20 protein-coding genes and 1 pseudogene are annotated in these 25,444 nt (G+C 35.2%); 10 read left to right on the top strand and 11 right to left on the bottom strand.

What is annotated here, in order from left to right; genetic code table 11:
• The first annotated feature begins 1 nt into the window (after nt 1).
• The 7 genes from ABJ974_RS13185 to ABJ974_RS13155 all read left to right on the top strand — a co-directional run bounded on the left by ABJ974_RS13185 (nt 2) and on the right by ABJ974_RS13155 (nt 9,031).
• Nucleotides 2-3,250 carry a hypothetical protein gene (locus tag ABJ974_RS13185; RefSeq protein ID WP_419868702.1) on the top strand — a complete coding sequence of 1,083 codons (3,249 nt, stop codon included), beginning with the start codon at nt 2-4 and terminating at the stop codon, nt 3,248-3,250.
• 3 nt (nt 3,251-3,253) lie between these two features.
• Nucleotides 3,254-6,757 (top strand): DUF6443 domain-containing protein, encoded by a 3,504-nt coding sequence (locus ABJ974_RS13180; protein WP_419868701.1) that lies wholly within the window; start codon nt 3,254-3,256, stop codon nt 6,755-6,757.
• Entirely contained in the window at nt 6,741-7,127 is a 387-nt protein-coding gene (locus tag ABJ974_RS13175; protein WP_419868700.1) for a DUF2750 domain-containing protein, read from the top strand. Before ABJ974_RS13180 ends, ABJ974_RS13175 begins: the two co-directional genes overlap by 17 nt.
• Before the next feature lie 49 nt (nt 7,128-7,176).
• On the top strand, nt 7,177-7,806 hold the full coding sequence (locus ABJ974_RS13170) for an immunity protein Imm33 domain-containing protein (protein WP_419868699.1): 630 nt from the start codon (nt 7,177-7,179) through the stop codon (nt 7,804-7,806).
• A 25-nt stretch (nt 7,807-7,831) separates the two neighbouring features.
• Nucleotides 7,832-8,371: a suppressor of fused domain protein gene (locus ABJ974_RS13165; protein WP_419868698.1), complete on the top strand. Its 540-nt coding sequence runs from the start codon at nt 7,832-7,834 to the stop codon at nt 8,369-8,371.
• Between the two features lie 116 nt (nt 8,372-8,487).
• Nucleotides 8,488-8,661 carry a hypothetical protein gene (locus tag ABJ974_RS13160; protein ID WP_419868697.1) on the top strand — a complete coding sequence of 58 codons (174 nt, stop codon included), beginning with the start codon at nt 8,488-8,490 and terminating at the stop codon, nt 8,659-8,661.
• Nucleotides 8,639-9,031: a DUF2750 domain-containing protein gene (locus ABJ974_RS13155; RefSeq protein ID WP_419868696.1), complete on the top strand. Its 393-nt coding sequence runs from the start codon at nt 8,639-8,641 to the stop codon at nt 9,029-9,031. The genes ABJ974_RS13160 and ABJ974_RS13155 overlap by 23 nt, the downstream gene beginning before the upstream one ends.
• Nucleotides 9,032-9,142: 111 nt before the next feature.
• Here ABJ974_RS13155 and ABJ974_RS13150 read toward each other — a convergent pair whose 3' ends face one another.
• Nucleotides 9,143-10,432 carry a tyrosine-type recombinase/integrase gene (locus ABJ974_RS13150; protein WP_419868695.1) on the bottom strand — a complete coding sequence of 430 codons (1,290 nt, stop codon included), beginning with the start codon at nt 10,430-10,432 and terminating at the stop codon, nt 9,143-9,145.
• A gap of 839 nt (nt 10,433-11,271) precedes the next feature.
• On the opposite strand from ABJ974_RS13150, the gene ABJ974_RS13145 reads away from it, so the two are divergent.
• Entirely contained in the window at nt 11,272-11,481 is a 210-nt protein-coding gene (locus ABJ974_RS13145) for a hypothetical protein (protein ID WP_419868694.1), read from the top strand.
• Nucleotides 11,482-11,982: 501 nt separating this feature from the next.
• On the opposite strand, the gene ABJ974_RS13140 is transcribed toward ABJ974_RS13145, so the two are convergent.
• From ABJ974_RS13140 to ABJ974_RS13130, 3 genes and pseudogenes are all read right to left on the bottom strand, one after another.
• Nucleotides 11,983-12,387, bottom strand: coding sequence for a hypothetical protein (locus ABJ974_RS13140; RefSeq protein ID WP_419868693.1), 405 nt, complete (start codon nt 12,385-12,387; stop codon nt 11,983-11,985).
• Nucleotides 12,384-13,856: an RHS repeat domain-containing protein gene (locus ABJ974_RS13135; protein WP_419868692.1), complete on the bottom strand. Its 1,473-nt coding sequence runs from the start codon at nt 13,854-13,856 to the stop codon at nt 12,384-12,386. The genes ABJ974_RS13140 and ABJ974_RS13135 overlap by 4 nt, the downstream gene beginning before the upstream one ends.
• Before the next feature lie 102 nt (nt 13,857-13,958).
• Nucleotides 13,959-14,101, bottom strand: a pseudogene (locus ABJ974_RS13130) (transposase); the annotation flags it as partial.
• A gap of 563 nt (nt 14,102-14,664) precedes the next feature.
• Here ABJ974_RS13130 and ABJ974_RS13125 point away from each other — a divergent pair.
• Nucleotides 14,665-16,821 carry a M12 family metallo-peptidase gene (locus ABJ974_RS13125; protein ID WP_419868691.1) on the top strand — a complete coding sequence of 719 codons (2,157 nt, stop codon included), beginning with the start codon at nt 14,665-14,667 and terminating at the stop codon, nt 16,819-16,821.
• Between the two features lie 172 nt (nt 16,822-16,993).
• Nucleotides 16,994-17,758, top strand: coding sequence for a type I methionyl aminopeptidase (map, locus tag ABJ974_RS13120; protein WP_419868690.1), 765 nt, complete (start codon nt 16,994-16,996; stop codon nt 17,756-17,758).
• A gap of 5 nt (nt 17,759-17,763) precedes the next feature.
• On the opposite strand, the gene ABJ974_RS13115 is transcribed toward map, so the two are convergent.
• The 7 genes from ABJ974_RS13115 to ABJ974_RS13085 form a co-directional block, all read right to left on the bottom strand.
• Complete coding sequence (locus tag ABJ974_RS13115) at nt 17,764-19,062, bottom strand: HlyD family secretion protein (protein WP_419868689.1); 1,299 nt, start codon at nt 19,060-19,062, stop codon at nt 17,764-17,766.
• A gap of 55 nt (nt 19,063-19,117) precedes the next feature.
• Nucleotides 19,118-21,310: a peptidase domain-containing ABC transporter gene (locus tag ABJ974_RS13110; protein ID WP_419868688.1), complete on the bottom strand. Its 2,193-nt coding sequence runs from the start codon at nt 21,308-21,310 to the stop codon at nt 19,118-19,120.
• Nucleotides 21,311-21,323: 13 nt separating this feature from the next.
• Nucleotides 21,324-22,844, bottom strand: a complete 1,521-nt coding sequence (locus ABJ974_RS13105) for a vitamin K epoxide reductase family protein (protein WP_419868687.1) — start codon at nt 22,842-22,844, stop codon at nt 21,324-21,326.
• 78 nt (nt 22,845-22,922) lie between these two features.
• The gene (locus tag ABJ974_RS13100; RefSeq protein ID WP_419868686.1) at nt 22,923-23,660 is read right to left on the bottom strand and encodes a GLPGLI family protein; all 738 of its coding nucleotides are present in this window, start codon (nt 23,658-23,660) and stop codon (nt 22,923-22,925) included.
• Nucleotides 23,661-23,719: 59 nt separating this feature from the next.
• Nucleotides 23,720-24,280 carry a hypothetical protein gene (locus tag ABJ974_RS13095; RefSeq protein WP_419868685.1) on the bottom strand — a complete coding sequence of 187 codons (561 nt, stop codon included), beginning with the start codon at nt 24,278-24,280 and terminating at the stop codon, nt 23,720-23,722.
• Nucleotides 24,277-25,275, bottom strand: coding sequence for a hypothetical protein (locus tag ABJ974_RS13090; RefSeq protein ID WP_419868684.1), 999 nt, complete (start codon nt 25,273-25,275; stop codon nt 24,277-24,279). Before ABJ974_RS13090 ends, ABJ974_RS13095 begins: the two co-directional genes overlap by 4 nt.
• Entirely contained in the window at nt 25,250-25,441 is a 192-nt protein-coding gene (locus tag ABJ974_RS13085; protein WP_419868683.1) for a hypothetical protein, read from the bottom strand. The genes ABJ974_RS13090 and ABJ974_RS13085 overlap by 26 nt, the downstream gene beginning before the upstream one ends.
• Nucleotides 25,442-25,444: the final 3 nt, after the last annotated feature.

The following is a 25,444-nucleotide window of genomic DNA, read 5'->3' as shown; positions in this document are numbered from 1 at the left end:
GATGAAAAAGAAATATATACCCTTACTATTACTGTTATTATCATACCATTTATATAATGGGCAAAGTAATAGTACTACTGATTATACTCTCAACACCAATGATGCAGGAAGGAATATTCCGAAAATATTACCGGCAACTCCGGAATCCTTTAAATTTAGTCAATATGGGAATATTCCTGTGGGATTATTTACAGGATCCCCGAATATCAATGTTCCCCTTTCTCAATTTACCAGTGGAGATATTCAGATTCCAATCTCTCTAAATTATTCTTCCAACGGAATCAATGTAGACGAAATGAATGGGTCAGTGGGATTAGGCTGGACCTTTATTTCAGGAGGAGTTATTACAAGAACCATAAGAGATAAAGCGGATGAAAAAAGTGGCTATGGCAGTGGGGATGTTCCTTTATTGGAAGGTTCAAGTTCAGAGATGACAGAGTACCTTAAATTCTGTGAGGTAGATGATTTTGATTCCGAACGTGATCTATATACTGCTAATTTTGCTGGAAACAATGTAAAGTTTTTGATCAGTAAGAGTGGTAATATCATTATGATTGACCAGAAAGATTACCAGATCAAAAAGAATGACGCAGGAAACTTGTTTTCTATTATTTTGGATAATGGGATAAGATATAATTTCAATGAGATAGAGAATGTTATTAACAAAACATTAAATGTAGGAGGGCACCAGATACCTACTCAATATCCTCAGGCATGGTATCTTACATCCGTTGTTGATACAAAAGGAAATACAGTTAATCTTGAGTATAACGATGTTACCTATACTAATGTAATTTCGCAGTCCCAGAGTATGGCCTATACAACAGGGACACAATGGAAGTATGGAGCTAGTAATACTGGAGCAAATGGAGGTACTTATTGTCCTATGGAAAATTATGTAATACTTCCTGAATTAGGATTGATTGCTGATTCCCAGCAAACAGTATTTGGTAAGCAGATTAAGAAAATTTACGATTCCAATTATAATTCCATTACTTTCACCTATTCTCCTCAGAGTGAAGATTATCCCAAACTAACGAACATAAAAAAGGTGCACGGAGATAATGTAATAGAGGATATTAGTTTTAATTATCTGTCCACTACTACATCAAGATTATTTTTAACAGAAGTTCATGATAATAAAAATAATTCCTCACATAAGTTTTCTTACTACAATCCTGAGAGTTTCCCTAAAAGGCTGAGTTTTTCAAGAGACATGTGGGGACATTACAATGGAAAAAATAATAGTAGTCTTGTCCCTCAATTATTTGAAAGTGATAATACGTATGCCCCTCAATATAGTGGAGCAGATCAAAGTGTTAATTCTAGTGTAGGTTATTATGGGTTATTAAAAACTGTAACTTATCCTACAGGAGGAAATACACTGCTAAATTATGAAAACCATAAGCGTAAAGGAACCATTAAAATTCCTGGACAGAAAACAGATGTCGGAATATCAACCTATAATACTACAAATAGTGGTTCGACATCCACTAAAGAAATTATAATAACACCACAGAAGACAGCAGATGTTCGTGTAGGTGTTGCCAGCTATTTGTATGAAATGGGGACCTGTGCGAACAGTCCTACGTTAGAAACTTTAAAACAAAGAGCCGAGATACAAGTACAGGATGTGACAACAGGGAGTTATCTTCCCTTAGCATTATGGGATCAGGCGTCACATATTTATATCCCACAAGGAACGTCGTATAGTATTAAAGTTGGTAATAGTGCATTTCTTGACGTAAGTGGAACAAAGGGGCGGCCTTTGAAAATTATACTTACAGCTAGATTTGCCTGTTCCGATGCGTATGCAACAGCACAATATTATACTTCAGATGATTCCTTTATTGAGGGAGATATTCTATTGGGTGGATACAGAATTGCTTCTACTGTGGATTCTACCGGTGATGGAGTTCCAGTTACGAGAAAATATAATTATGTAAAAGATAATGGATTATATTCTATAAATGTAGTATCGGAACCTATATTTAAAGAAAGCAGAACGGTAGGGTCGACATGTAATGTTCTGGCGCAGGCACAACCTATTTTTCTTAATTACACTTCGATCACTTCTTCTAATATCGGAAGGCTAAATTCCTTCAGTCCTAATATATTTTATGATACTGTAGAAGAAGAGATAGAAGGGAAAGGAAAGATTATTCATCATTTTGGTAGCGTTCAGGACTATTTAGGAAGCCCAATCAGAGGAAGCTGGATCATGACTTCTCCAGCAACTAATGCGGGTTGGAATAATGGAAAAGAGTTGTTAACGGTTTATAAAGATCAGAATAATACTATATTGAAAACAGTTGAGAATAATTTTGTAGAAGACGCATCAAGAACATTTTATTTGGGTGCAATAAGTCGTCGCAAGATTTTTGAACCGGTACTTAGTAACGACACGTGGAATAATTTTGAGAATTTAGATGCTACTTATTATAAAAACATCAGTCGTTTTACTTATCTGCAATCTCAGAAGTCTACGGACTATTTTAATGGAGTACCTGTAAAAACGGAGACGGAGTATTTTTATAATAATCCTTTACATCATCAACTGACCAGTCAAAAAGTAACCGACCCTGATTTATCAATTGAAACGACTTCATACGCTTACGCCCATGAAAAAAGTAATCAGAAGTTGATAAATGCTAATATAGTAGGTGTTCCATTAGAAACCACTAAGATATTAAAAGAAAGTGCTTCTGCTTCTGATGTTATTGTTTTAAAGGAAGAAACGAAATATGATGATGCTTCTCATTTATTTCCGACCTCTGTAATCTCCCAGAACCTCTTGACTCCGGCTACTTTAACTACAGAAATTACTTACGATCAGTATGACTCTAAAGGAAACTTACAACAATATACCACTAAAGACGGTGTTCCGGTGGCTATTGTATGGGGGTATAATCAGGCTAAGCCTATAGCTAAGGTAGAAGGAGCTACCTATGCGCAAGTGTCTTCTTTAGCATCAGCAATTATTACCGCTTCAAATACGGATGCTTCGGCAGCAACTAATAATGATGAGACCGCTCTCCTTGCAGCATTAGATACTTTCAGGAAAAATACTGCTTTATCAGGCTACCAAGTCAGTACTTATACCTATGATCCTTTAATTGGAGTAAGAAGTATTACTCCTCCTTCAGGAATCAGGGAATTATATCAATATGACTCAGCGAATAGACTTGAAAAAATTATTGATATAAACGGGAAGATTATAAAAGAGTATAAGTACAACTTTAAAAACTAATCAATGATGAAAAAAATAATAATTCTGACAAACCTGTTAGTCATAGGCATAGCCCATGCCCAGACGACAACAGAAAACTATATACAGAGCAGGACTTATTTAGAGCCTGTCACTGCTACCAGTACAACGGCAAAACAAGTCCATACAGTAGAATATTTTGATGGATTGGGACGATCCAAACAGGTTGTGAATGTAAAAGCGTCTCCACTAGGAAAAGATATTGTAACCCCTATCGAATATGACCAGTTTGGAAGACAGGTAAAAGACTACCTGCCTGTTCCACAATCCGGTACTCAAAATGGAAATATCTTTCTCACTCCTTTATCCAATGTTACCAGTACTCCTTATGGAGCAGAAAAGATCTATGCAGAGAAGATATTAGAAAATTCACCACTGGACAGGATCCAGCAGCAGGTACAGGTAGGAACTGATTGGAGCCAAAAGCCTGTTATATTTGAATATGCTTCCAATATAGCAGGAGAAGTAAAAAAATACAGTACAGTAACCACTACTGTTAATAATGCCACTTCCTCTACAATAAGTTTAGCGGGTACATATACAGCAGGGCAACTTTATAAAAATGTGGTGATAGATGAAGACGGAAGCAAAACCATAGAATTTAAAAACGGGAAAGACCAGCTTATTCTGGTAAGAAAAGAAATAAGTTCCACAGAAAATGCTGATACGTATTATGTGTATAACAAATATGACCAGCTGTCTTTTGTGATTCCTCCTTTAGCGTCGGTTTCTTCCACGATTAACACTACCTTACTGGATAACCTTTGTTATCAGTACCGCTATGACGGAAATGGGCGTCTGGTAGAGAAAAAGATTCCGGGAAAAGGCTGGGAATATATGGTGTATAACAAGGCGGATCAACTGGTAATGAGCCAGGATGCTAACCTGCGTGCAGCAGGACAGTGGCTGCTTACTAAATACGATAAGTTGGGGAGAGAGCTTTACACGGGAATTTCTAATAATTCTTCGGCTAGAAATACGGTCCAAACTAATATCAATGCAAATACTAATCTCTATGAAACCAGAACCTCTGCTGTTTCTTTTACGTTAAATGGGATGCCTGTTTATTATACCAAAGTAGCAGGCCCCACAAGTGTAGCCCAAATATTAAGTGTCAACTATTACGATACCTATCCTACAGAAGCTCCTACGACCTCTACAGTATTAGGACAAGCAGTATTACCCCAGAATGCACAAACGTCCAATACAAGTACTAAAAATTTTCCTGTAGCTTCTTATATAAAGAATATTGAAGATGATAACTGGACGAAAATCTATACCTACTATGATAATAAGGGAAGGGCTATTAAAACTTACTCTGTAAATCATTTAGGCGGATATACCGATACTGAAACCGAACTGGATTTTTCAGGAGTACCAAAGCAGGGAGTTACCAAACATAAAAGACTAAGCACTGATACGGAAAGAGTTGTTAAAGAAACCTTTACTTATGATTCACAGAACAGAGTACTAACCCATACCCATCAGGTAGACTCTAATCCTGTTGAGATACTGGCACAGAACACCTACAATGAACTTTCACAGGTTACCAATAAAAAAGTGGGTGGAACCACTGTGGCTTCCCCTTTACAAAGTATAGATTATACTTATAACATCAGGGGCTGGCTTACTAAGATTAATGATCCTGCCAATCTGAATGGAAAACTATTTGGGTATCAGGTGAGATACAATAATCCTGTTTACAACAATATTGCAACAGGTAGGTACAACGGAAATATTACAGAAATAGACTGGAATATCTCCACAGAAGGCATACTAAAAAGATATAGCTATAAATACGACAAACTTAGCAGGCTTTTAGACGGTATCTATACAGAGCCTAATTCTACAACTCCATATAACAATAATTATAATGAGAACCTTACGTATGATCTGAATGGAAATATAAAAACCTTAAAAAGAAATGGACTTTCTGTTTGGAGTACTGTTTCTACACTGGTGGATGATCTGGAATATGTGTATTCAGGAAACCAGTTAACACAGGTAAAAGAAAATTCTTTGAATGATACAGGGTATGAGGGAGGAAATAATGCTATTGATTATGATGTAAACGGGAATATGCTGAATATGAAAGATAAAGGCATTAGTTCTATCGGATATAATTATCTAAACCTTCCCAATGCGACAGCGATGGCACAGGTAACAGCTATTGGAACTATTAATTATTTGACCAATAACCTGTATCGTGCAGATGGAGTAAAGTTGCGTAAAACAGTATATCAATCCGGAGGAAAAGGGAGCTCAAGCACTACCCATACCGATTATCTGGACAGTTTCCACTATACCTATGGAACTTCAGGGGAACCTACCTTAGAATTGCCGACTTTAGCGTTGGAAAGAGAAGCTTACGTAACGACAGATAAAACAATAGCTCCTGCCTGGACATTGGACTTTGTACCCACAGCAGAAGGTTTTTACAGCTTTACGGAAAATCGTTATATTTACCAGTATAAAGACCATTTAGGTAATGCGAGGATAAGTTTTGCAAAAACCAGCGCAGGCGTTCTTGAAATTACTGATACCAATAATTATTATCCTTTTGGGCTAAATCATATTGGGGGAGTAAACAAAGGGTTTTTAGGAAGTTATTTTAATTATAAATACAACGGAAAGGAAATTCAGGAAAGTGGGATGTACGATTACGGTGCGAGGTTTTATATGCCTGATGCCGTACGCTGGTTATCACCGGACCCTTTAAGCGAAGAATTTTCAGATTGGACTCCTTATAATTATACATTTAATAATCCGATTAAGTTTATTGATCCGGATGGTAATGCACCGGAAGATAGTACAGAAGATGGTTGTTGTCAACATTTGAAAGGATTTGTTCTTACCGTAGCAGATAATGTGATGGGGACCAATCTCCGAAATAAATATGCTGTTAACTCATCAGACTATCGAAAAGGAGTCAATAATGGACATGGAGCTTCAATAGCACTAGGTGCGGCATTAATAGTAGACGGAGGGGCAAGTATTGGAGGAGGAACAACTGGTATGGCAGCATCTCAGACTGCAACGGCATCTGTAGTAGGTGCAGAAGTGGGAGTTCCCGGAATGGCTTTAAGCGGAGGAGCTATTGCAAAAGGTACTATTGAGCTTGCAGGAGCTGCGGTGATTCTGAAGAATACCGTTAGCAATATGGACAGTGATAAGAGTAGTAAAAAAGAAAGTTCATCAAGTGCAAATAAAGGCAGAAGTGGTAAACAAGCAAGATTGAGAGAACTTGGAAAAGATCCGAAAGTTAGTAGTTTTAATAGAGGCTGGATTAAAAATGAATTAAGACATATTAAAAATGGTGATAGGAAAACAATTCGTAATCCAAGAAATTCCAGAAATTCTAAAACAAGAGGAACTGAATTAGCTCACCCACGAGGTAAAAGAGCAAAAGATGGAAATAGTTATAAAGACGCAAAATTACAAGATGCAGATTTACATAAATTAGAACATAAATATGGCGGATACAAATAAAAAGATTGAGAATATCTTGAAAATGAACGATGATGAAAGATATGATTACTTCATCAGAAAAGTAGCAGATTTTGAAGAGATTTGGGGACTAAGCGATGATGGTTGGGCTCTACTTGGTGACAATAATGAAAACAGAGTTTTACCATTATGGCCAGAAAAGGAGTTTGCTGAATTATGTGCAGTCGATCAATGGAAAGACTACAAACCAGAATTGATCGAATTAGATAATTTTTTAGAAAAGTGGATTCCAGGCATGACTAACGACAAAACATTAGTAAATATCTTTTCTACACCAAATGCAAAAGGAATAGTCATCACACCAAATGACCTACTTTCAGATTTACAGGAGGAATTAGAACAATATGAATAATAAAAAAGTAAAATAACGTATCATTGATACGTTATTTTCACCAACTTAAATGGACTATAAAAAGATCGAAATAAAAGAACTAGATAAATTCTTTTATACTGAAGGGTTGACAGCTTATATAGAAAAAGAAATAAGATTAAGAAAAGGTATTTATCAGGAAATAGACTACGTCAATGTTATTAAGTATATTATTGATTGTATCGTTGAAACTAGAGCAAAATTTCTTGAAAATCAAAACATAGTTTACTATTCTTGGCTTTTGCATTTTAAGAATGATGGTTCAAATTACTTTAATTTATATGAAGCCAATAAAAATGGAGAAAAGCTAAATGAAGGCTGTGACTTAGCAATAGCCGTAATTAAAAGTCAATCGGAATTATGTTCAGAATATAGTTTATTGCCAATATTTCCCAATTTTAATCAAATGATTGTCATATCAAAAGGTGTCTATGAAGGAAAAGCTATTGAAGGAATTAGATATGATTCACCTGAACATATGAGTGGATGGTGGTTAATTACTGATGATTATGATGATAATATCGAATCCTTAATGACGGTTCATTACTATCATGTTGCTTTTCAAAGACCTGATGTTTTAAAATACTTAGCATTACCATTTGGATATAGGTTTTTAATGAAAGATGAAAATATTGAAATATTTAAAGATGAAGAAGAATGAAATTTAGAAAAAACAATTGTAATCAGTGAAAGTAGTTGAACATTTAGAAAAGTACATCGGTGAAATATCCAGAGGTGCAGATATTGACGATAGAAAATATAATGTGACAATTGCGTTATATAATAATATTCCTTTTGAAGATATTAGGACATACTCTACACTTGGAATGAATCAATATTTTATCGAGTATTATTATGAATTTATTTTTGTATGCATGGCAAAATATAATGAAGATGAAATAGCTTCTTTCTTAACGAGTTTTGCTGAATATTTAATTGATGGTGGAAAAGGGGTACAAAGAGGTGATATTTTATCCTTTGATTTCTCAATGACATCGGAAACAAAAATGAATTCATTATATTTTACCCTGCCTTTTTACTTTGATGATGAGTTGCAAGAATTACAGATGGAGGATAAAGGAATTGTTTTCCCTCTTATAGTTCCTGTTTACCAAGAAGAAGCAGAACTTATAAATGAAAAGGGTTGGAATGCTTTTGAAGATTTTTTAGAAGAAAACGAAATAAATAACTTATGGGATTTAAAGAGAGATAAATATACTTGGTAATTAAAAATATGAAAAACTTAGCTGTTATAACAACAAGATTTGTTTTAGATAATCATTCACCAATTGTTTTAGTGTATAAAGATGAAGAGGGAGATTAGCAATTTTTTGGAAAATAAATGGATATTTCAGAAGAAGAAGCAAGAGTTGTAAGTTTAGAAGAAATATTAGAATTTGATCATACTCTTAAAGAAATTTTGATAATGGTTAATGGTAGCCATGCGTGGCGAGAAAACATTAATGGAAAATGGAAAATAGATAAGTCCGAAGATGGAGAATGTGAACAGAAATAGGTTAGAGAATATATTAAAGTTAGAGCCTTTAAAAAGGTATCAATATTTTATTAAATACGTTGCGGATTGGGAAGTATTTTATACTCTTACTGATAAAAATGGTAATTATATATTGTCTGAACTGGAAGGTCAGAAACTATTTCCTGTTTGGAGTGCTGAAGAATTTGTAAAATTATGCATGATAAGTGGGTGGGAAGGCACTTCTATCAAGAAAATGAATCTTGATGATTTAGAAAATGAAATCATTGATTTTGTAGCAAATTCAGACTATTTATTTAATGTTTTTCCAGTTCATGATAAAACAGGATTTGTTGTAAATTTAGATGAATTTTCGAGAGATTTAAGTGAAGAATTGAAAAACTATGAATAATTATTAAAGTCAAAATAAATAAAAAAGGGAGTACTATATACTCCCTTTTTTATTTAAAATTTGTTAACAGTGGTTTAATCATTGATAGCAAATGAAAATAGTGAAATATTTTCAGGATATTTTTTGTTGTGCAATCTCCCTAAATGTTTTTGCGGTTTGTAAAGCGTGATCTGATGAGGTTTTGCCTATGTAAGATAAAAACATTCTTTCCGTTTTATGTCCTGTAATTGCCATAATCTGGGGAGTTGTAAACCTTTTGTCTCCGTAGAAATTAGTAGCAAAACTGCGTCTGCATATATGGGATGAAACCAGTTTGTATTTTTCAGTTTCTATAATTTCATTTTTTTTTAAATCATCATTAAAGACTTTTCCTTTGACAATATTGCTTATTCCAGCAATTTCACAGACTTTTTTAATATATCGGTTAAATAACACAAAATTGCTATCCTGTGTTTTTCCATAGGTAGGGGGGAAGTTACCATTATATATTTCTAAAATCTTTAAAACCTCATCATGCAAGGGGATTGAGACCTCATTGCCTGTTTTGATTTGTGTAAGTTCCAAAATAGGGAACTTATTTCCTTCATTGTCAATTTTAGTAAAAACCATCCCTGAATTCATTCTTAAGAGGTCTGAAACTCTTTGCCCTGTATAGCATCCTATAATAAGCCAATGTTTAGCAGTAATTAAATCTTCGCCTATAACTTTAGCATTTTTAATCTTTTCAATTTCATCAAAATTTAAAAATACTTTTATTGAAGGGATGTTCTCAATAGTAAAATTATTGATAAGTCGATTTATATTTTTACCATTATTCTGTGCGTCCAGTAGAACTGTTTTTAAGCATCTTAAAGTTCTGTTTGCTGTTGATTCCATTACTTTACAATCATTAAGCATAAAAACTCTAAATTCAAGAAGGAGTTTTTTGTCAAATTCGGTAATTAAAAATTGGCTTTTTCGCTTTGTTTCAAATGCTTTCATTTTTGCCTGCATTTGAATAAATTTTTGAATAGTGGTATTTTTAATATTACTATCCATTTTTCGCAATTCAATGTAATTATTGAGATAGATTAAAAAAAGATCATCATTTTCAGGATTGGAATTGCGTCCAAAGAATATATCAATTTTCTTTTTAAGCCAATTAGTGGAAAAAATTATCCCTTTACTAAAATCAGAGTTATATTCTTTTTGAATGAAGTTTGAAAGATCATTTAACTGAATAGCAATAATTTTATTTTCTGCTTTAGTTTGTTTGACTTGCGATTTTTCAATACTCCAGTCCTTATAATTTGCAGTCAATCCTGTTTTTGTTTCAAATACCTGATTCCGGGCGATGCTGAAACGTAAAAAGATTTGTGAATTGTCAGTTTTGGCTTTTAGCCTGAATTTTACAGTTGCCATGATTTTAAATTTGGAACACAACAAAGATAAATATAAAAAACAGATCGTTGGAATTTTTCCCAACTATTTCCCAACCATTTTGGAATTAAAATCAATTTGATGAAATATTATACTATATTTTAAATAACCTGTAATTGGCTATAATAATAGTATTTATGTTATTTTAATGCTGTTTTAACCATAAATTGAAATATGTAGATTGTATTGTTTTGGCTCAGGTGGGACCACAATCTGCAAAACCATTCCCACAAAGGTTTTGCAGATTTTTTAAGAGCTTCAAGACTATGGCAGCAAACGTTACGAGTAACATTAAGTTTGCCTCAATGAAAAAATCAGCGTTATCACTTAAAGAACTTCGTAATGGTTGTACCCGTACGAATATTTACATTTACCTCAAAAATTATAAAACTCTAAAGCACAAATTTGATCTTCAAAAAGATTGGTTTGTTGAATGTTGGTTTTATGATCCTGTTTTATAAATCCATGCTTATTAAATTTGATAGTCTAATTTATCCACAGATAATATTCAAAAAATTTTTGCAGGTATATTACCATTGTAGCTGATAATGATAAAGCCTAATAAGATGTATGCTTACAGATAATAATAGCCGATTGGAGGTTAATCTTTAAGAAAGAGATAAAAAACTATCTGAAGTACTTTAAAGAATTAGGTGTAGGTATGAAATTCAATATTCTGACTTCCTCACGGTATAATGTTAATGACGAAAAAAAAATGCTAGGCTGAGTTGGACAAAAATAGTTTTTGTGTTTGATGAAAAAACAAAAAGGATTATAGAGTTAAACATGATTAAAATTCTAAGCTACTAATTGAAATGGTATTGGAAAAACAAAACCCTGAAGAAACTTTCCGATATAAAAATGAGCTTGATAAACTAAGATCAAAACTTCTGGAAAAAATATCTCAATATCCTAAAATTGCAAAAGAAATTACTGTTGATCTCAATATAGTAAATAATGAAATTAAGGCAGTTAATAGTATGTCCAGACCAGAAAAACAAATGCAGAAAGAAGGAAAAGATGATGTTTAGCTAAATGTTAATGATCCTGATATGTATGAAGATGTAAACCAACAAAGAGAAGAAAAACAGGAGCAGGAAGAAGAGTGGTATAGGTCAAAAGGAAGAGGTAGATAAATTGACAGCTTGATAATATAAAGACACAATGCGTTGCGGTTAGCTACAACTATCATGAATTTGCTACACTAACAAACACTAAGATCCAGTTTAATAATTAATTGTAATAGCCACTACTTGATCTAACAGTTAGGGTTTTAAATTAATAAAAAGTGAGTGAAACACTACCTATTAAACTAAAACAATAGCATTGAACTTCAATGCTATTGTTATTATCAGTATAATATTTACAAGTCAAATGAAATATTTAGCTCCTTTATAAGCTGCTTCATTTTAATATCCTTTAATTCGCTATGCTGCATATAATGTTCTATTTTCATAGCTTTCAATAAATAACTTAATATTCACAATGAATTAATCTCGATAAGCTTCTCTTCAAGTAAAAACTATTTATGACTAAGTCATAAATTTCAATTTAACAGGAGAAGATACATCCAATATTATTATATTTTCACAATAAAAATGAATAGTATCATTCTCATAATCTTCAATTTGATAGTTGATAAACTCTAACCCATTATTCGAAACATCAATTATATCGAAACCGGAAACTTGCTGAAGACCATTAGAATTATAATCAAAATCAATTTTTAAACTAGATACATTTTCAAAATTAACAGACACCTCAAAGAAATTATCCTGCTGATTAGGCCATCCAAATTTTTGATTTCGTAATTGACAATAGAAGATGACAATGAATTTATTCTCCTCCCAAAACATACTCTTAATAAATACAATATCTGATGGTTTCCACCAAGAATATACATTTATTATTTTTTCTATATTATTTATTTTTTTCATTCTTTCCAAAAATTAAACAATGTTTCTTTTCCTTTATCGCTGAACCCCGGCCCATATTCATATTGGTGTAAATGAGGAATGCTATGATTTTCCGGCCTTAAATGATCTGAAAAATCAACTCTATATATTTGTCTTCCAAACTTATCATATATAACTCTAGAGTTTTCTAATTGACCTGTTCTCCCACTTATCCTTTGCCAATCCAACCTATTAATACCTGGAGTTATTTGTTTTGGTGAATACCCTGTCCAATATTTAGCATATCTAATAGCTTCACTAGGTTCCATCATAGAACTAAAATCTTTATGAAACTTATAAGGCTGTTGCCCTGGCACTACTTTGAAATCACCCCATTTAGTAATAGGGGTCATTTGTTCAGTTTGAGGGTTGATATTATAGCCTATAATTTTTTCGGCCGATCCATCAACTTCACCAGCGGTAATCGTATATTTTATTCCTGAAGAACTGACTTTTGCAGTAGCACCTACTGTAGTAGTTTTGGAAACATTATTAAAAGCCCAAGCACTTCTTCCCTCAGCTACAGCCTTCCCTGTCCACATATTCAGTTTTTGTCCATCAGGTAAACCTGGATTTTTAAGCCCAGTTTGTACACCCCCTGCTATTCCTCCTAAAACAGCACCACCAATTGCTCCAGACGCTAACCCTGAAAAAGTCCCCTGTAAAGCATTTTCACCAAACATTACGGCGGTGGCAAAGCCATTTATTGCTCCAGCAACAGCTCCACCTGCTGCTCCTGCTATTGCTCCGCCTAAAATACCTCCCTGTATTCCTAAGGTTCCTGCCGCATAAATCGCTGCCGAACTCCCAACTGCTGCACCTACGCCTCCGGTAAAAGCTCCAATAGCACCTCCCATTACAATCTTCCCCCATGTAGCTCCCCAATTCCATTTGGTAGGATTCCAGGAACCATTAGCTTTTACACCTGTTAAATAAGCTCCTGCGACAGCTCCTGCAATAATCCAGAAGAATTCACCACTCGGATCGGCATACATCAATGGATTGTTAAGTGCATACCCATACTTATTGTAATTTTGGGTATTGTAAGGATCCTGGATGTTCTCATCTGCATTTAAAAACCTTCTTAACAATGGATCATACAATCTACCGTTCATATGGATGATTCCTACCTCTGCAAAATGTTCATGACTGGTATAACCTCTTTCAATGAGTAACGATGAATTATCAATGACATTCTTATCTGTTACAATCGCTCCGTTTCCTATCTGTAAATGAGTGAAATTATCCCAAGCATCAAAATGTCTCTGCTCCAGCTTATTTCCTGCTTCATCACTGATTGCTAAGATGCTTCCTATATAGTCTTTATGTAAAAATTTATAAGATCCGCTGCTCTCTGTATAATTCTTTAAATATACAATATTTGATTCATAAGGACTTCCTCCGATGTATAAAACATGCTTTTCTTTTCCGGTAGTATTATCCCTTACCACTTCAAAGCTTCCGTCTTCACTGTAGAACTTGGTAAACTTACCATCTTGGTCAGGATCAAAGTTTCCTCCGTAGGTTACTCTTTTGCCTCATACTGCTTAGTCCATTCCTCCATATTTGCTCTTCCATTTGTAAAAAGTCGGTTGGCTGATGCCGTATTCCTGGCAAATCTCATTTACGTTTTTCCTTGATTTTGTTCAGATAAAATCTTAAGAATCTGAACTTCTGAAAATTTACTGTTTTTCATTGTCTCCCAAATTTAAAAACTATATTTTTAAATGTTCCAGGTTTTGGGGTAGATTACAATCCCTTTTATAAATGACAGAAGTCATATTTTTTTGTAATATCCAAATGCTTACATTTGAATAAACTAATTCACTAATCCATGAAAAAAAGTCACTCCATATTAAGCCGTTACTCTGCGGTAAAGAATACACAAAATAAAATTATAATTACTGATTGATAAGGGGAATACTTATTATAAACCAAATTATATCTAAGATAGCATTCAACGATATAGTTTAAGTTTTATCAATCGGAATATTAATATCTATAAAATTATAGATAGAGGATGATCATATCAATTTTATTTCTGTTTTAACCTCAAATAATCATGCCTATGATTTAATTACACACTTAATTTTTCTTTTGAATTTCTTTTAAGGTAAGGAAGCCAGTGAAGATAATTCGCATAGTATAAAGAAACTTAATAGCTACCGACAGTATGCTATCCGTTGGTTTAACCATGAAAATCCGAAATGGAAAACAGGGTTATATCTATATAATTATATTAAATCAATACATTATTTTATGAAAAACTATTTAATCCTACTTTTTTGCTTATTAGGAACATGTCTATGGGCTCAAAAGATCATTAATCTAAATGATGAAAACTCAAAATATTCATTGCAATCCACAAGGCAGAATATTCCGCAAGAGTATTTGGAAAATGTAAAATCTTCCCGTGTTTTTACTGTTAATAAAGCACTGAAAAACAAGCAGGGTACTCAGGTAGGCGACGTTATTACCCTACAGTTATTTGAAGGGAAATCTTATAACGCGAGAATCAGCAATAAAACGACGGACAGAAATGGGACTTTAGTGATTACTGCAAAACTTTTGGATTATCCGATGGGGTACTGTCTTATTTCAACAACTAAGGATAATAAAAGCCTGCTGTATGTGGAAATTCCGGAATTAAATGAAAAGTACGTTTCCAGAACCGGTACTGATAAGAACTCAGAAATTCTTCTTGAACTCGATAATAAAGCAACAGGAGAACTACCTTGTGATGAGTTGACGCCTCCTGCACCTAAGAAAAGCAGCAGCCCGGTTCAGCAGATAACACAGAAAGGAGTTAATGATCATGCACAGATAGATGTTATGATTGTTTACACCCCTGCAGCAAAAGCATGGAGTGATCAGAATGAAGGAGGAATTAACAATACCATAGCAGGAATTATGTCAAAGGCGGACCTGGTCCTGAATAACAGTAATGTAACAATGGATGTGAATTTAGTGTATTCCGGATTGGTAAACTATGTGGAATCAGGATCTTCAAGTACTGATTTGAGCCGTATCACAAATACTTCAGACGGGTATATGGATCAGGTACATCAGTGGAGAGATCAATATAGTGCTGATTTAGTGGTACTTTTAACAAATGTTCAGGATACGGGTGGATTAGCCTGGTTATTGAATACAACTGCCGGAAATCCAGCCTATGGCTTTTCCATTTCAAGAGTTCAGCAGGCGAGTTGGTCTTATACTACCATCCATGAAATGGGTCACAATATGGGTATGGGGCATCATAAACAACAGAAAACACAAGCCGGTCCCGGTTTATTTTCCTATTCGGCAGGATGGAGATGGGCAGGGAATGACAGCAAGATGTATTGTTCGGTGATGACTTATGAAGCGGCCTCTTATTTTAATGACGGGCTAGCATCGGCCAGGGTTCCTTATTTTTCCAATCCATCACTTCAATATGCCGGATATCCAACCGGAAATACGACAGAAGCTGATGGAGCAAGAACATTAAGAGAAACGAAACATGCCGTTGCTGCATATCGAAATTCCTGTCGGGAAAATTTTGAGCCTAATGAAGAAATGGCAGCGGCCTATCCAATTAATCTCAATACCGAATATATGGCAGCAATTGGAAATGCAAATGATAGTGATTGGTATACCTTTAATATGGATCAATCTGAAGGAGCATTGATTACCTTCTCCAATCTGCCGCCTGGCTATACGCTTTGGTTTTATTTCTCCAGTGGGTATTTAGCTTCTTCCGCAACGAGTAATGAAAATGGGGTTGCAACCATAAATTATAACAGCGGATTAGCACAGGGTACCTACTATATGCGGTTATTTGCCCATTCCGGAAAATATGTTGAACCTTCAGGGTGCTATACCGTTAAGGTGGAGACCGGGCCTAGATGCTATAAGATCAGTAATTTAACGGCTTCTGCTATTTCCAACGGAAAATCTACATTGAGTTGGACTGCAGCGTATGCTAATGCTATCGGTTATGCAGTAAAATACCAGGCTATTAAAACAGGTTCTTCGGAAATTACAGCCGTAGCTAATACGACTTCCACTTCTGCTACCATAACCGGCTTGGATGCAACTCAGAATTATACGGTCAGAGTCTATACGAATTGTGCGACCAATCAATCGGGTAGTGTTTCTACTTCTATAGGCCCATATTACAGTACTCCTCTTGAGTATTCCGTAAACAGTACAACCAGATTGTACCCGAATCCGGTTAAAGATATCTTGAAAATTAGTTCGGATAAAGCAATAAGAGAAGTCAGTATCTATGATCTGACGGGTAAAGAAGTGAAAAAAGAAGTTTCCGCTAATATCCGGGAAATAAATGTTCAGGAGCTTACCCCTGGTGTATATGTTGTTAAAACACTTACAGACGACAGTGAGGTATTAACTTCTAAAATTATAAAACAGTAAATAGTTCATTACAGTTTTTTTCACAAACCTGCTCTTTTGGAGTAGGTTTGTTTTTTTGATTAAACAATGAAGATTACTAAATAAATGTTCTGGCTGTTCTTTTTGAAATCAGAATGGTAAGATTATTTATTTAACTTTGTGCTTCTGCTATCTTTAATTTAAAAATAATCTCATGTCAATAACCTCTGAAAATGAATTACTCGGAATGCAAAAAGTAAGTGAAGCGGTAGCCTGCACTTTAAAAGAAATGATGAATTATGCAAAGGTGGGTATGACTACAAAACAAGTAGATGAATACGGTGCAAAGATTCTTTCCAAGCTGGGTGCGAAGTCTGCTCCTTATCTTACCTATGGCTTTCCGGGCTGGACGTGTATCAGTGTAGATCAGGAATTCTGCCATGGTATTCCTTCGGAACAGCGGATTTTAAAAGAAGGAGATCTTATTAATATCGATGTTTCCGCCGAGCTCAATGGATATTGGGCAGATAATGGAGGTTCCTTTGTGATAGGAGAGGATATACATCAACATCAGAAACTGATCGATGCCTCAAAAGATATACTGAAAAAAGCGATTGGTTCAATTAAAGGAGGAGTGAAGATAGCAGATGTCGGATTTCTTATGGAAACAGAAGCTAAAAAAAGAGGATTTAAAGTAATTAAAAACCTGGGTGGACATGGAGTAGGAAGGAGTTTACATGAAGAGCCTGATGAGCTGCTGAATTATAAAAACCGTTTTGATACACGGAGGTTCAAAAAAAATACCGTGGTTGCCATAGAGACTTTTATTTCCACCACTTCAAATCTTGCCATAGAGCTTAAGGACGGATGGACGATGGTAGGGAACAGGGGAGGATATATGGCCCAGCATGAGCACACCATTGTAGTAACGGATGGAGTACCTGTTATATTAACCGAAATGAATGGAATCCTGAATTAAGTCTTTTAACTCTGATATCCCAATAGCCTCCTGATCTGGTAGAAAAATCTCTCAATCAGCCTGAGATCCTGAGTTACAATTTCGGCATTTCCTTTAAGTTCTTTATCAAAAGTAAGGGTTTTATCATAAGATGTTTTTAATCCCTTGGGAAGGCTGATATCCACATAATAATTTCCATTCTGATCCGGAGATAAGGAGATATTCTCCACCCTGCCTTCTACAATCCCATATTCCTGATACCGGTAGTTATCCAGTTTGATCAAAACCTTTTGCCCCGTTTTTATTTTTCCTGAATTGGTAGTGGGTACGGACATTCTTCCCATAAGCCTGTCTTTTTGTTTCGGAAGGATGGATAAAATAACATCTCCGGCTTTCACAAACTGATTTTCTCCAAAGAACTGCTGGAAACTGGCCACTCCTTCTGTAGAGGAAATGATCAGATAATCCTGTTCCCACTGCTTTAAAGCCTTTCTAAGCTGTTCGAATAGCTGCAGGGTCTGTGAAGAATAAGTGATCTTATCCTTTTCGGTATTGATGGCGGCTCCGCTTTTTGTTTTGTTGATATTGGCAATAGCTTCCCCGATCTGCGAAATGGAAATATTAATATTTTCTATATTCTGCTGTGCCTGAAGATATTTGATCCTCTCATTCTCTAATTCTACGGCGGCGATCACTCCCTGGTTGAAAAGTTCCTGGGAACGCATGAAATTCTTTTTGGTAAGCTCATATTTGATCTGTTCCAGTTTTTTCTGCTGTTTCAGAGTGGCGATCCTGGCCCTATATTCTGCCATACTTTGATTGGCTGCCAGGTGTTCGGGGGCATAAGGCTCCAGACGTGTAAAAAGCTGTTCGTCCTGTAATGCCTTGGCAAAATTATTATAATCCCCCTGAAGCTCCCCCAGTTTAAATCCGGAAGTATTACGAAGAGGAAAAGTATTGAGCTGTTCGGGAGACAGTGAATCGATCAGTTTTTTCAGCTCAAGAACTTCTTTGTAGTTGGCTGTAGACTGCAGCACCATCAGCACTTCGTTGGGATGGACCTCCTGATGGTTTTTGATGAAAATTTTTTCTATTTTCGAATTGGTCCGTGCTTCTAGCTTTTCAGGTGGATTTTGGGAAGTAACGGTAATAGGGGCGGGAATGAATTCCGGATATTTAATAACATAGCTCATTATTAAAATAAGCAGCAGAATGATTAAAATAATAGTGTTTCCCCATCGGATCATCCAGTGGGGTGGTTGTGTGAGTATGTCCTGAACGCTTTCGGAACGGAGCTCTATATGATCTAAAATGTCCTCTTTCATTTAATTTAGGAATTAATAATTTCTGTTTCCGATTCTGCTTATTTTCTTATTTATTTTAACTTCCCAGTTCCAATTGGTTTTTCACCAGTCGGTAGTATTCTCCTTTTAATGCCACTAATTCAGCGTGATTACCTTCTTCCACCACTTTTCCTTTATCCAAAACAATGATCTTATCAGCATGTTTCACCGTGGAAAGCCTGTGTGCGATAACGACTGCGGTTTTACCTTTAAAAAATTGCTCGAGATTTTCCATGATCACTTTTTCATTATTGGCATCCAGAGCCGAAGTGGCCTCATCAAATAAGATATATTCCGGAGATTTGTAAACGGCCCTTGCAATAAATAATCTTTGTTTCTGGCCACCGCTGATTCCCACGCCTTCATTTCCTATTTTCGTATTATAGCTTAAAGGAAGCTCTTCGACAAAATCTTTAATATTGGCGATCTCTACGGCCTTCCTTAATTTTTGTTTATCGATATAATCCTCTCCGATAGCAATGTTATTGGCAATCGTATCATTAAATACATAGCCTTCCTGCATCACCACTCCGCAATGATCCCTCCAGAACCTTGGCGAAATATTTTCAAGTTTGGTATTTCCGATTTTAATATTCCCTTCATTAGGTTCGTAGAATTTCATAAGCAGCTTGAGAAGGGTGGTCTTTCCACTTCCGCTGGCTCCTACGATTGCTGTTGTTTTTTGATAAGGAATCGATAAGCTGAGGTTTTCAAAAACCGGAGAATCCGAACCGATATAGCGGAAAGAAATATTGTCTACTTCAATATCTTTCCGGGGAATTTCCATTGCATATTGTTCATCGGGATTTTCTTCATCATCTTTATCATGAATTTCACCCAGCCTTTCAAGGGAGATTTTAGCATCCTGGGTCTGGCGGATAAAATCTACCAATTGCAGCAAAGGACTGTTAAGCTGTCCGATAATGTATTGTACGGAAAGCATCATCCCGAGGGTCAGGTTTCCGCTGAGCACCAGTTTGGCAGAAAGAAAGCTTACCAGAATGTCTTTTATCTGATTGATAAAATTTCCTCCGACTGATTGCCACTGCTCCAGGGAAAGAGATTTGATCCGTAATTTAAATAATTTAACCTGGACGAATTCCCAGTCCCACCGTTTTTGTTTTTCCGCGTTATGCATTTTAATTTCCTGCATACCGTTGATCAGTTCAATCACCTTGCTTTGTTCCTGAGATACCTGGGAAAATCTTTTATAATCCAGTTCTTTCCGCTTTTTCAGGAAAAATAAGATCCATCCGATATATGCGAGAGCACCCACCAGATAAACAATAAAAAGTCTATAATCATAAAATAATAATATAATGCTGAAGATAATAAGGTTAACCATGGAGAACAGCGTGTTCAGGGAAGAATTTGTAAGCAGCTGTTCAATCCTGTGATGGTCATTGATCCTTTGCATGATGTCTCCCGTCATTCGGGTATCAAAGAAGCTGATGGGTAATCTCATCAATTTGATAAAGAAATCGGAGATAATGGAAATATTGATCCTTGCTGAAAGATGCAGGAGGATCCAGCTTCTGATGACTTCAATTCCCATTCTTCCTAAAAACAGCATGATCTGAGCTATAAGAACCAGGTAAATAAAGTTGAGGTCCTGGTTTTGTATTCCGACATCTACAATACTTTGGGTGAGAAACGGAAAAATGAGCGATAATAAACTTCCTGCTAAAAGTCCGATAGCGAGCTGAGCCACCAGGGATTTGTATTTTAGCAGGTATTTGGAAAGGAAAGAAAAGCTGGCTTTACTTTCATGGTCATCAAATTCGGTCTGGAAGAATGCGGGGGTCGTTTCAAGAACCAGTGCAATTCCTTCTTCTGTATTTTCATTGGAGTTTTCACCGATCCAGTGGGAGATAAATTCTTCCTTCGGATAAGTTATCAGCCCGTAGCTGGGGTCGGAAATATAAACTTTTCCGGATTTATCAATCTTATACACCACTACAAAATGATTTTTGTTCCAGTGTACAATGCATGGCAGCGGAACTTCTTCCTGTAAAGTATTGTAATCAATTTTAACCCCCAGCGACCGGAATCCCAGGTTCTCCGCAGCATCACTCAGGCCAAGCAGGCTGCTTCCTTCTCTTGTCGTTTCGGAAAGATTACGGATCTGTTGTAAAGAGATTGTTTTTCCGTAATATTTACTGATAATACGGAGACAGGTGGGGCCACAGTCTTTAGTGTCGGGTTGTTTATAAAATGGAAATTTCTTCAAGGTTCGGTGAATGTTAAATGTATTCGTCTTCCAGTAATTCATCTATAAAATAGACGATATCTTCGCGGTCATATTTTTCAGGGAACGGATAGCCGTTAATTAAGAATACCGGAGTGAAATTTAATCCGGCAGCTGCATTCTCTTTTGACATTTCAGCTAAAGATGCCAAATTTTCCATAGAATGCTCATTACCTGCTAAAGAATGAATTTCCGCTTCGTTTCGATTTTCGTACCACATTTCTATAGCATTTAAAAAATCAGATTCTGTTTTATTTTCATGGATATACATAAAATCCGAAAGGAGCTGTGTCAGCTTTTCATTCGTTCTTTCAGGAAAATAATTAAATCTTATCTGGGCCGAAATCTCTCCGGGATATTTTTTTAATAGATTTTCTAAAACAGCATGGGCATCTTTGCAGAAACCGCAATAAGGATTGGATATAATTGAAATGCGTAACCTATACTCCGGATTTCCTACCGATAAAGTCTGAGAGTCCGTGAAGTTGATTTTTTCATGATCTAAAAGTTCTCTTTTGAAGAGATTATAGTTTCTTTTAAATCTGAGGTTTTTGGCATTGGATTTCTGTAAGGTTTCTCTTTCTTTTAACAGGCTGTTGGTATAAGAAATACATGAAAAAATGATCAGATAGAGAATGATACCTAGGAGAATTATTTTTCCATTGATAAAAAGATTTTCAAAAAGTAAAAAACTGATCATAAGCTGGGCAAAAAGAACAGTGATGATGAGAAGGCAGACCCTGCAAAATGTTTTTTCTACAAAACCCTGAATATAGAGGGAGTAGCAGATTGCTATAAGAGAAGTGAAGGTAAGTCCTTTAATCAAAAGGGAAGTGGAGGGGAAAAATAACCCCAGAATAATTAGACCCGTGAAGTATATAAAGGATAGGTCTGCAAACTTCAGCCCTAAAATGCGGGTGCTGTCCTGTGTAATAATTTTATTGCAGGAATTTTCCTGGCTGAAGGTAGAGCTGTCCGAACCTTGTCCGCAGATATTTTTGATAATCGATGAATTATTTCCGAATTTCTGACTGAAAATTTCCATGGAAATATAAAATCCTGTCAATGATAAAAGATTAAACACGGATTCAAACCATTTGATATTCATAAAGGAATAAAGCAGGATTAATCCTAAAATAATATAAACCAACGATTTAAAATTGGAAAAGCTTCCTGCTGTAATGGTGTTCTCTGTTTTTTCAAATAGTAAAATGAAATTGGTGGATTGATGGTAGAGCTGCTGCTTACTGATGGTCTTTATGGTATCGGAATAAACCGCATATTGTTTTCCGGTTTTCTTTACCAAAGAGAAAGCATTATCCACAATCGCAATAAATTCTTCCGGCAGCTCGTCCCAGTATTGTTTCTCCAGTTCGTAAGCATCGTTTTTTACACCCATAAAGTTGAGGGTATCACTGAAAGCCAATGCCGAAGGATAATGCGGATGAGAGCTAAACTGAAACAGAAATTCCTGTTTATCAAGCTTTAGATGATGTATTAATTTATCAAGAATCATGGATTAATTTTTACTAAAAATACACAGATGTTTCAAAATAACAAATGTTTTTTCATAAGAATGGCGATTTGTGTGAAATTAATCCGGATAACGGATGGCATCGGATAGCTCTATGGGATTATTATTTTTTTTGAGTGATTTTTGGGCTTGCTGAGTCAGTTTTCTAAAATCCGGAGTTACAAGATTACCGTTTTCATCTTTAACGGTTACCTTAACATTGGTTCCTTTCATTTCCCTGTAAGGATCATTGTAATGATTGATCATCACTTTTTTATAATCTGCATTACTGATTTCCATCGCTTCTTTGCTTGGAAAATACTGGGTATTGCTGTCTTTTTTTAATTTTTTAAATAAGAATTCGTAGGATCCTGATGAATCTTTCATGGAAATAATGAGTCCCGGCAGTCCTTTAAAGATATAGGGGCCGTCCTGGATGGGAATATCATTGGTAAACCATGCTACCCAATGCCGACCTTTATAGTTCAGACTTGCTTTTTGACAGCTATATGGACCTATCTGGAGCTTTTCATTTTCTATTTTCCAATCGAATGTGGTCTCAGCCGGTATTTTGTAGAAATCTCTGAGGATGGATTTATAAACGTAGGAAGTGTTATTTTCATAATTTTTTGAAACCATAAAATCATAATCGCTGCTTGCAAACTGAGAGGGCTTCACTGCTTTAATGGAATCAAAGCGATATTGTTTGGAAGTTTCAAATAAAGAGCTCTTATCCCTGATCAGTAAAACGACTTCTTTGGAAGTTTTCTCGGTAGCAGACGAGTCTTCTTTATAGCTCATCACATATACAATATTCATGTTTTGTGCTTTCCATAAAGGGAAAAGAAAGAAATATGCAAAAATTATAATGTATTTTATCATTTTGTCCAGAGTTGAGCATTAATATAGAAAAACAGGTTGTTGTTTTCCAGGTTGAATTTTTTAATATCCTGATTTTTAGAATTGTTGACCGAAATAAATCTTAAGATTCCGTTGTCTTGCTGCTGGTAAATATCAATTATATTGTAGCCCTTATAGCTGTATTCATATAAAATTCCATTTCCCATATCCTTATTGGGCTGATTGAGTTGGCGCCGAATGTCCTCGAGAGTCTGATCTTTATAAAAAAAACCGGTCAGATTATTATATATGCTGGTATTGGTGTAGGTGAAAAGGACTTGTTGATCAGGTTTTTTATTTATTTTGCTAAGGATTTTCTTTATATCAGCATTGGTGAAAAAAACAAATTTTTTGTCAATTGTATCAAATTGGTAATCTCCATAAAAATTAAATTCCAGAGGAGTGCCCGGAAGAGGTAAGCTTCGTGTCAGTAACTCATTGTCCTCATCATTCACCATTTTTGCATCGATGGTTTTGATGTAATTGGTGCAGGAGATGATAGTCGATAAAGTGATCATCAATAAAAATAGTTTTTTCATATGCCGGTATTGTTTTTTGGATTGTAATTACACTCGACAATATAATAATTATCTTTTTTCTGGGGGATAAAATTGGCAGTGCATACCCATCTGAATTCACAAAATTTACAAGGTACTATTGAAGTTTTCTTTATTTTCCATACTTCCGATAATCTTAGAAGTTCGTTATTTAATATTCTTTTGGAAGAATGGTCGATGATATTCCCATAGTTGTTCTTATCGTATCCGTTCAACCTTATATTCCCATTTTTATCTATGAAAATGGTTTTGTACAAAGCCAGGTTGTTCTTTAAAGATATATTATATGCTCCATGGTTAATAGCTAAATTGGCTAGGCTGAATTTCTTTTTAAAGAACTGGTAAGCTTTTTTAGAAAAAATGATTTTAGTTTCATCTTCTTCCATATTAATTTCATCCTCGGCATTATATACATAAATATATTTCAGAATATTGTGTTTGAAAGCACCAAAATTGACGTTGGAATCATAGGGAACCGATACCGATAAATAAGTGATCCGAGTATTTTGAATTAAATTTAAAATGAGGGATAAATATTCTTCACTTTTTTCTGTAAAATGAATATGTAAACCTTTGACTCCCAGTTGGTATAATTTTTCAAAAATATCCTCCAGGTTATTATGAATGATATCCGAAAAATATAGGGTTACAAAATTAAGAGGTGAGGTATCTTCATTTACAGAGTAGGTGGTAAGTGACGGAAAATTATTTTTGGATCCTTCTGGAGCATCGAATATAAAATCATTGCTATACAGGAACTCCAAATATTCTAAAGCATCTTTATTATCTTTGAACTCTTCATAGATGTCGGAAGTCTTTTTTTTATCTATATATTTTACAAAATCCACAAGGCTGTTGGGAACCAGTTCGATTTCCTCCCTCTGCAGATCATATATAGCAGCTCTGGTATATCCTTTAACAAAAATACAGCAGCTATAAACATTCACGTATTTATTTTTTAAAGAAACTGATTCCATTTTTATAAATTCTTAAGCAATATATTTCTGACTGATGAAACGGAGATGTAGTAACTCTGAAAGGTCTGTTTCTTTTGATCTTGGTAAGGTCCTGTTCTTCTGTAACCCCAAAGAGCAAAGGGAAAAACTTTTGATTGTCCTTTTGAAAATTATCTTTTAAGTACATATA

It is taken from the genome of Chryseobacterium sp. CT-SW4, from assembly GCF_048572715.1.
In the GTDB taxonomy this organism is placed as follows: Bacteria; Bacteroidota; Bacteroidia; order Flavobacteriales; family Weeksellaceae; genus Chryseobacterium.
Note: the sequence above shows the minus strand (reverse complement) of the source record. Positions and strands in the feature narration are given on the sequence as shown.

Coding starts and splice junctions, on each gene's coding strand:
- ABJ974_RS13160 (WP_419868697.1), top strand. CDS start 8,488: ATGGATATTTCAGAAGAAGAAGCAAGAGTTGTAAGTTTAGAAGAAATA.
- ABJ974_RS13175 (WP_419868700.1), top strand. CDS start 6,741: ATGGCGGATACAAATAAAAAGATTGAGAATATCTTGAAAATGAACGAT.
- ABJ974_RS13170 (WP_419868699.1), top strand. CDS start 7,177: ATGGACTATAAAAAGATCGAAATAAAAGAACTAGATAAATTCTTTTAT.
- ABJ974_RS13155 (WP_419868696.1), top strand. CDS start 8,639: ATGGAGAATGTGAACAGAAATAGGTTAGAGAATATATTAAAGTTAGAG.
- map (WP_419868690.1), top strand. CDS start 16,994: ATGTCAATAACCTCTGAAAATGAATTACTCGGAATGCAAAAAGTAAGT.
- ABJ974_RS13140 (WP_419868693.1), bottom strand. CDS start 12,387: ATGAAAAAAATAAATAATATAGAAAAAATAATAAATGTATATTCTTGG.
- ABJ974_RS13185 (WP_419868702.1), top strand. CDS start 2: ATGAAAAAGAAATATATACCCTTACTATTACTGTTATTATCATACCAT.
- ABJ974_RS13125 (WP_419868691.1), top strand. CDS start 14,665: ATGAAAAACTATTTAATCCTACTTTTTTGCTTATTAGGAACATGTCTA.
- ABJ974_RS13100 (WP_419868686.1), bottom strand. CDS start 23,660: ATGAATATTGTATATGTGATGAGCTATAAAGAAGACTCGTCTGCTACC.
- ABJ974_RS13085 (WP_419868683.1), bottom strand. CDS start 25,441: ATGTACTTAAAAGATAATTTTCAAAAGGACAATCAAAAGTTTTTCCCT.
- ABJ974_RS13105 (WP_419868687.1), bottom strand. CDS start 22,844: ATGATTCTTGATAAATTAATACATCATCTAAAGCTTGATAAACAGGAA.
- ABJ974_RS13090 (WP_419868684.1), bottom strand. CDS start 25,275: ATGGAATCAGTTTCTTTAAAAAATAAATACGTGAATGTTTATAGCTGC.
- ABJ974_RS13115 (WP_419868689.1), bottom strand. CDS start 19,062: ATGAAAGAGGACATTTTAGATCATATAGAGCTCCGTTCCGAAAGCGTT.
- ABJ974_RS13180 (WP_419868701.1), top strand. CDS start 3,254: ATGATGAAAAAAATAATAATTCTGACAAACCTGTTAGTCATAGGCATA.
- ABJ974_RS13150 (WP_419868695.1), bottom strand. CDS start 10,432: ATGGCAACTGTAAAATTCAGGCTAAAAGCCAAAACTGACAATTCACAA.
- ABJ974_RS13095 (WP_419868685.1), bottom strand. CDS start 24,280: ATGAAAAAACTATTTTTATTGATGATCACTTTATCGACTATCATCTCC.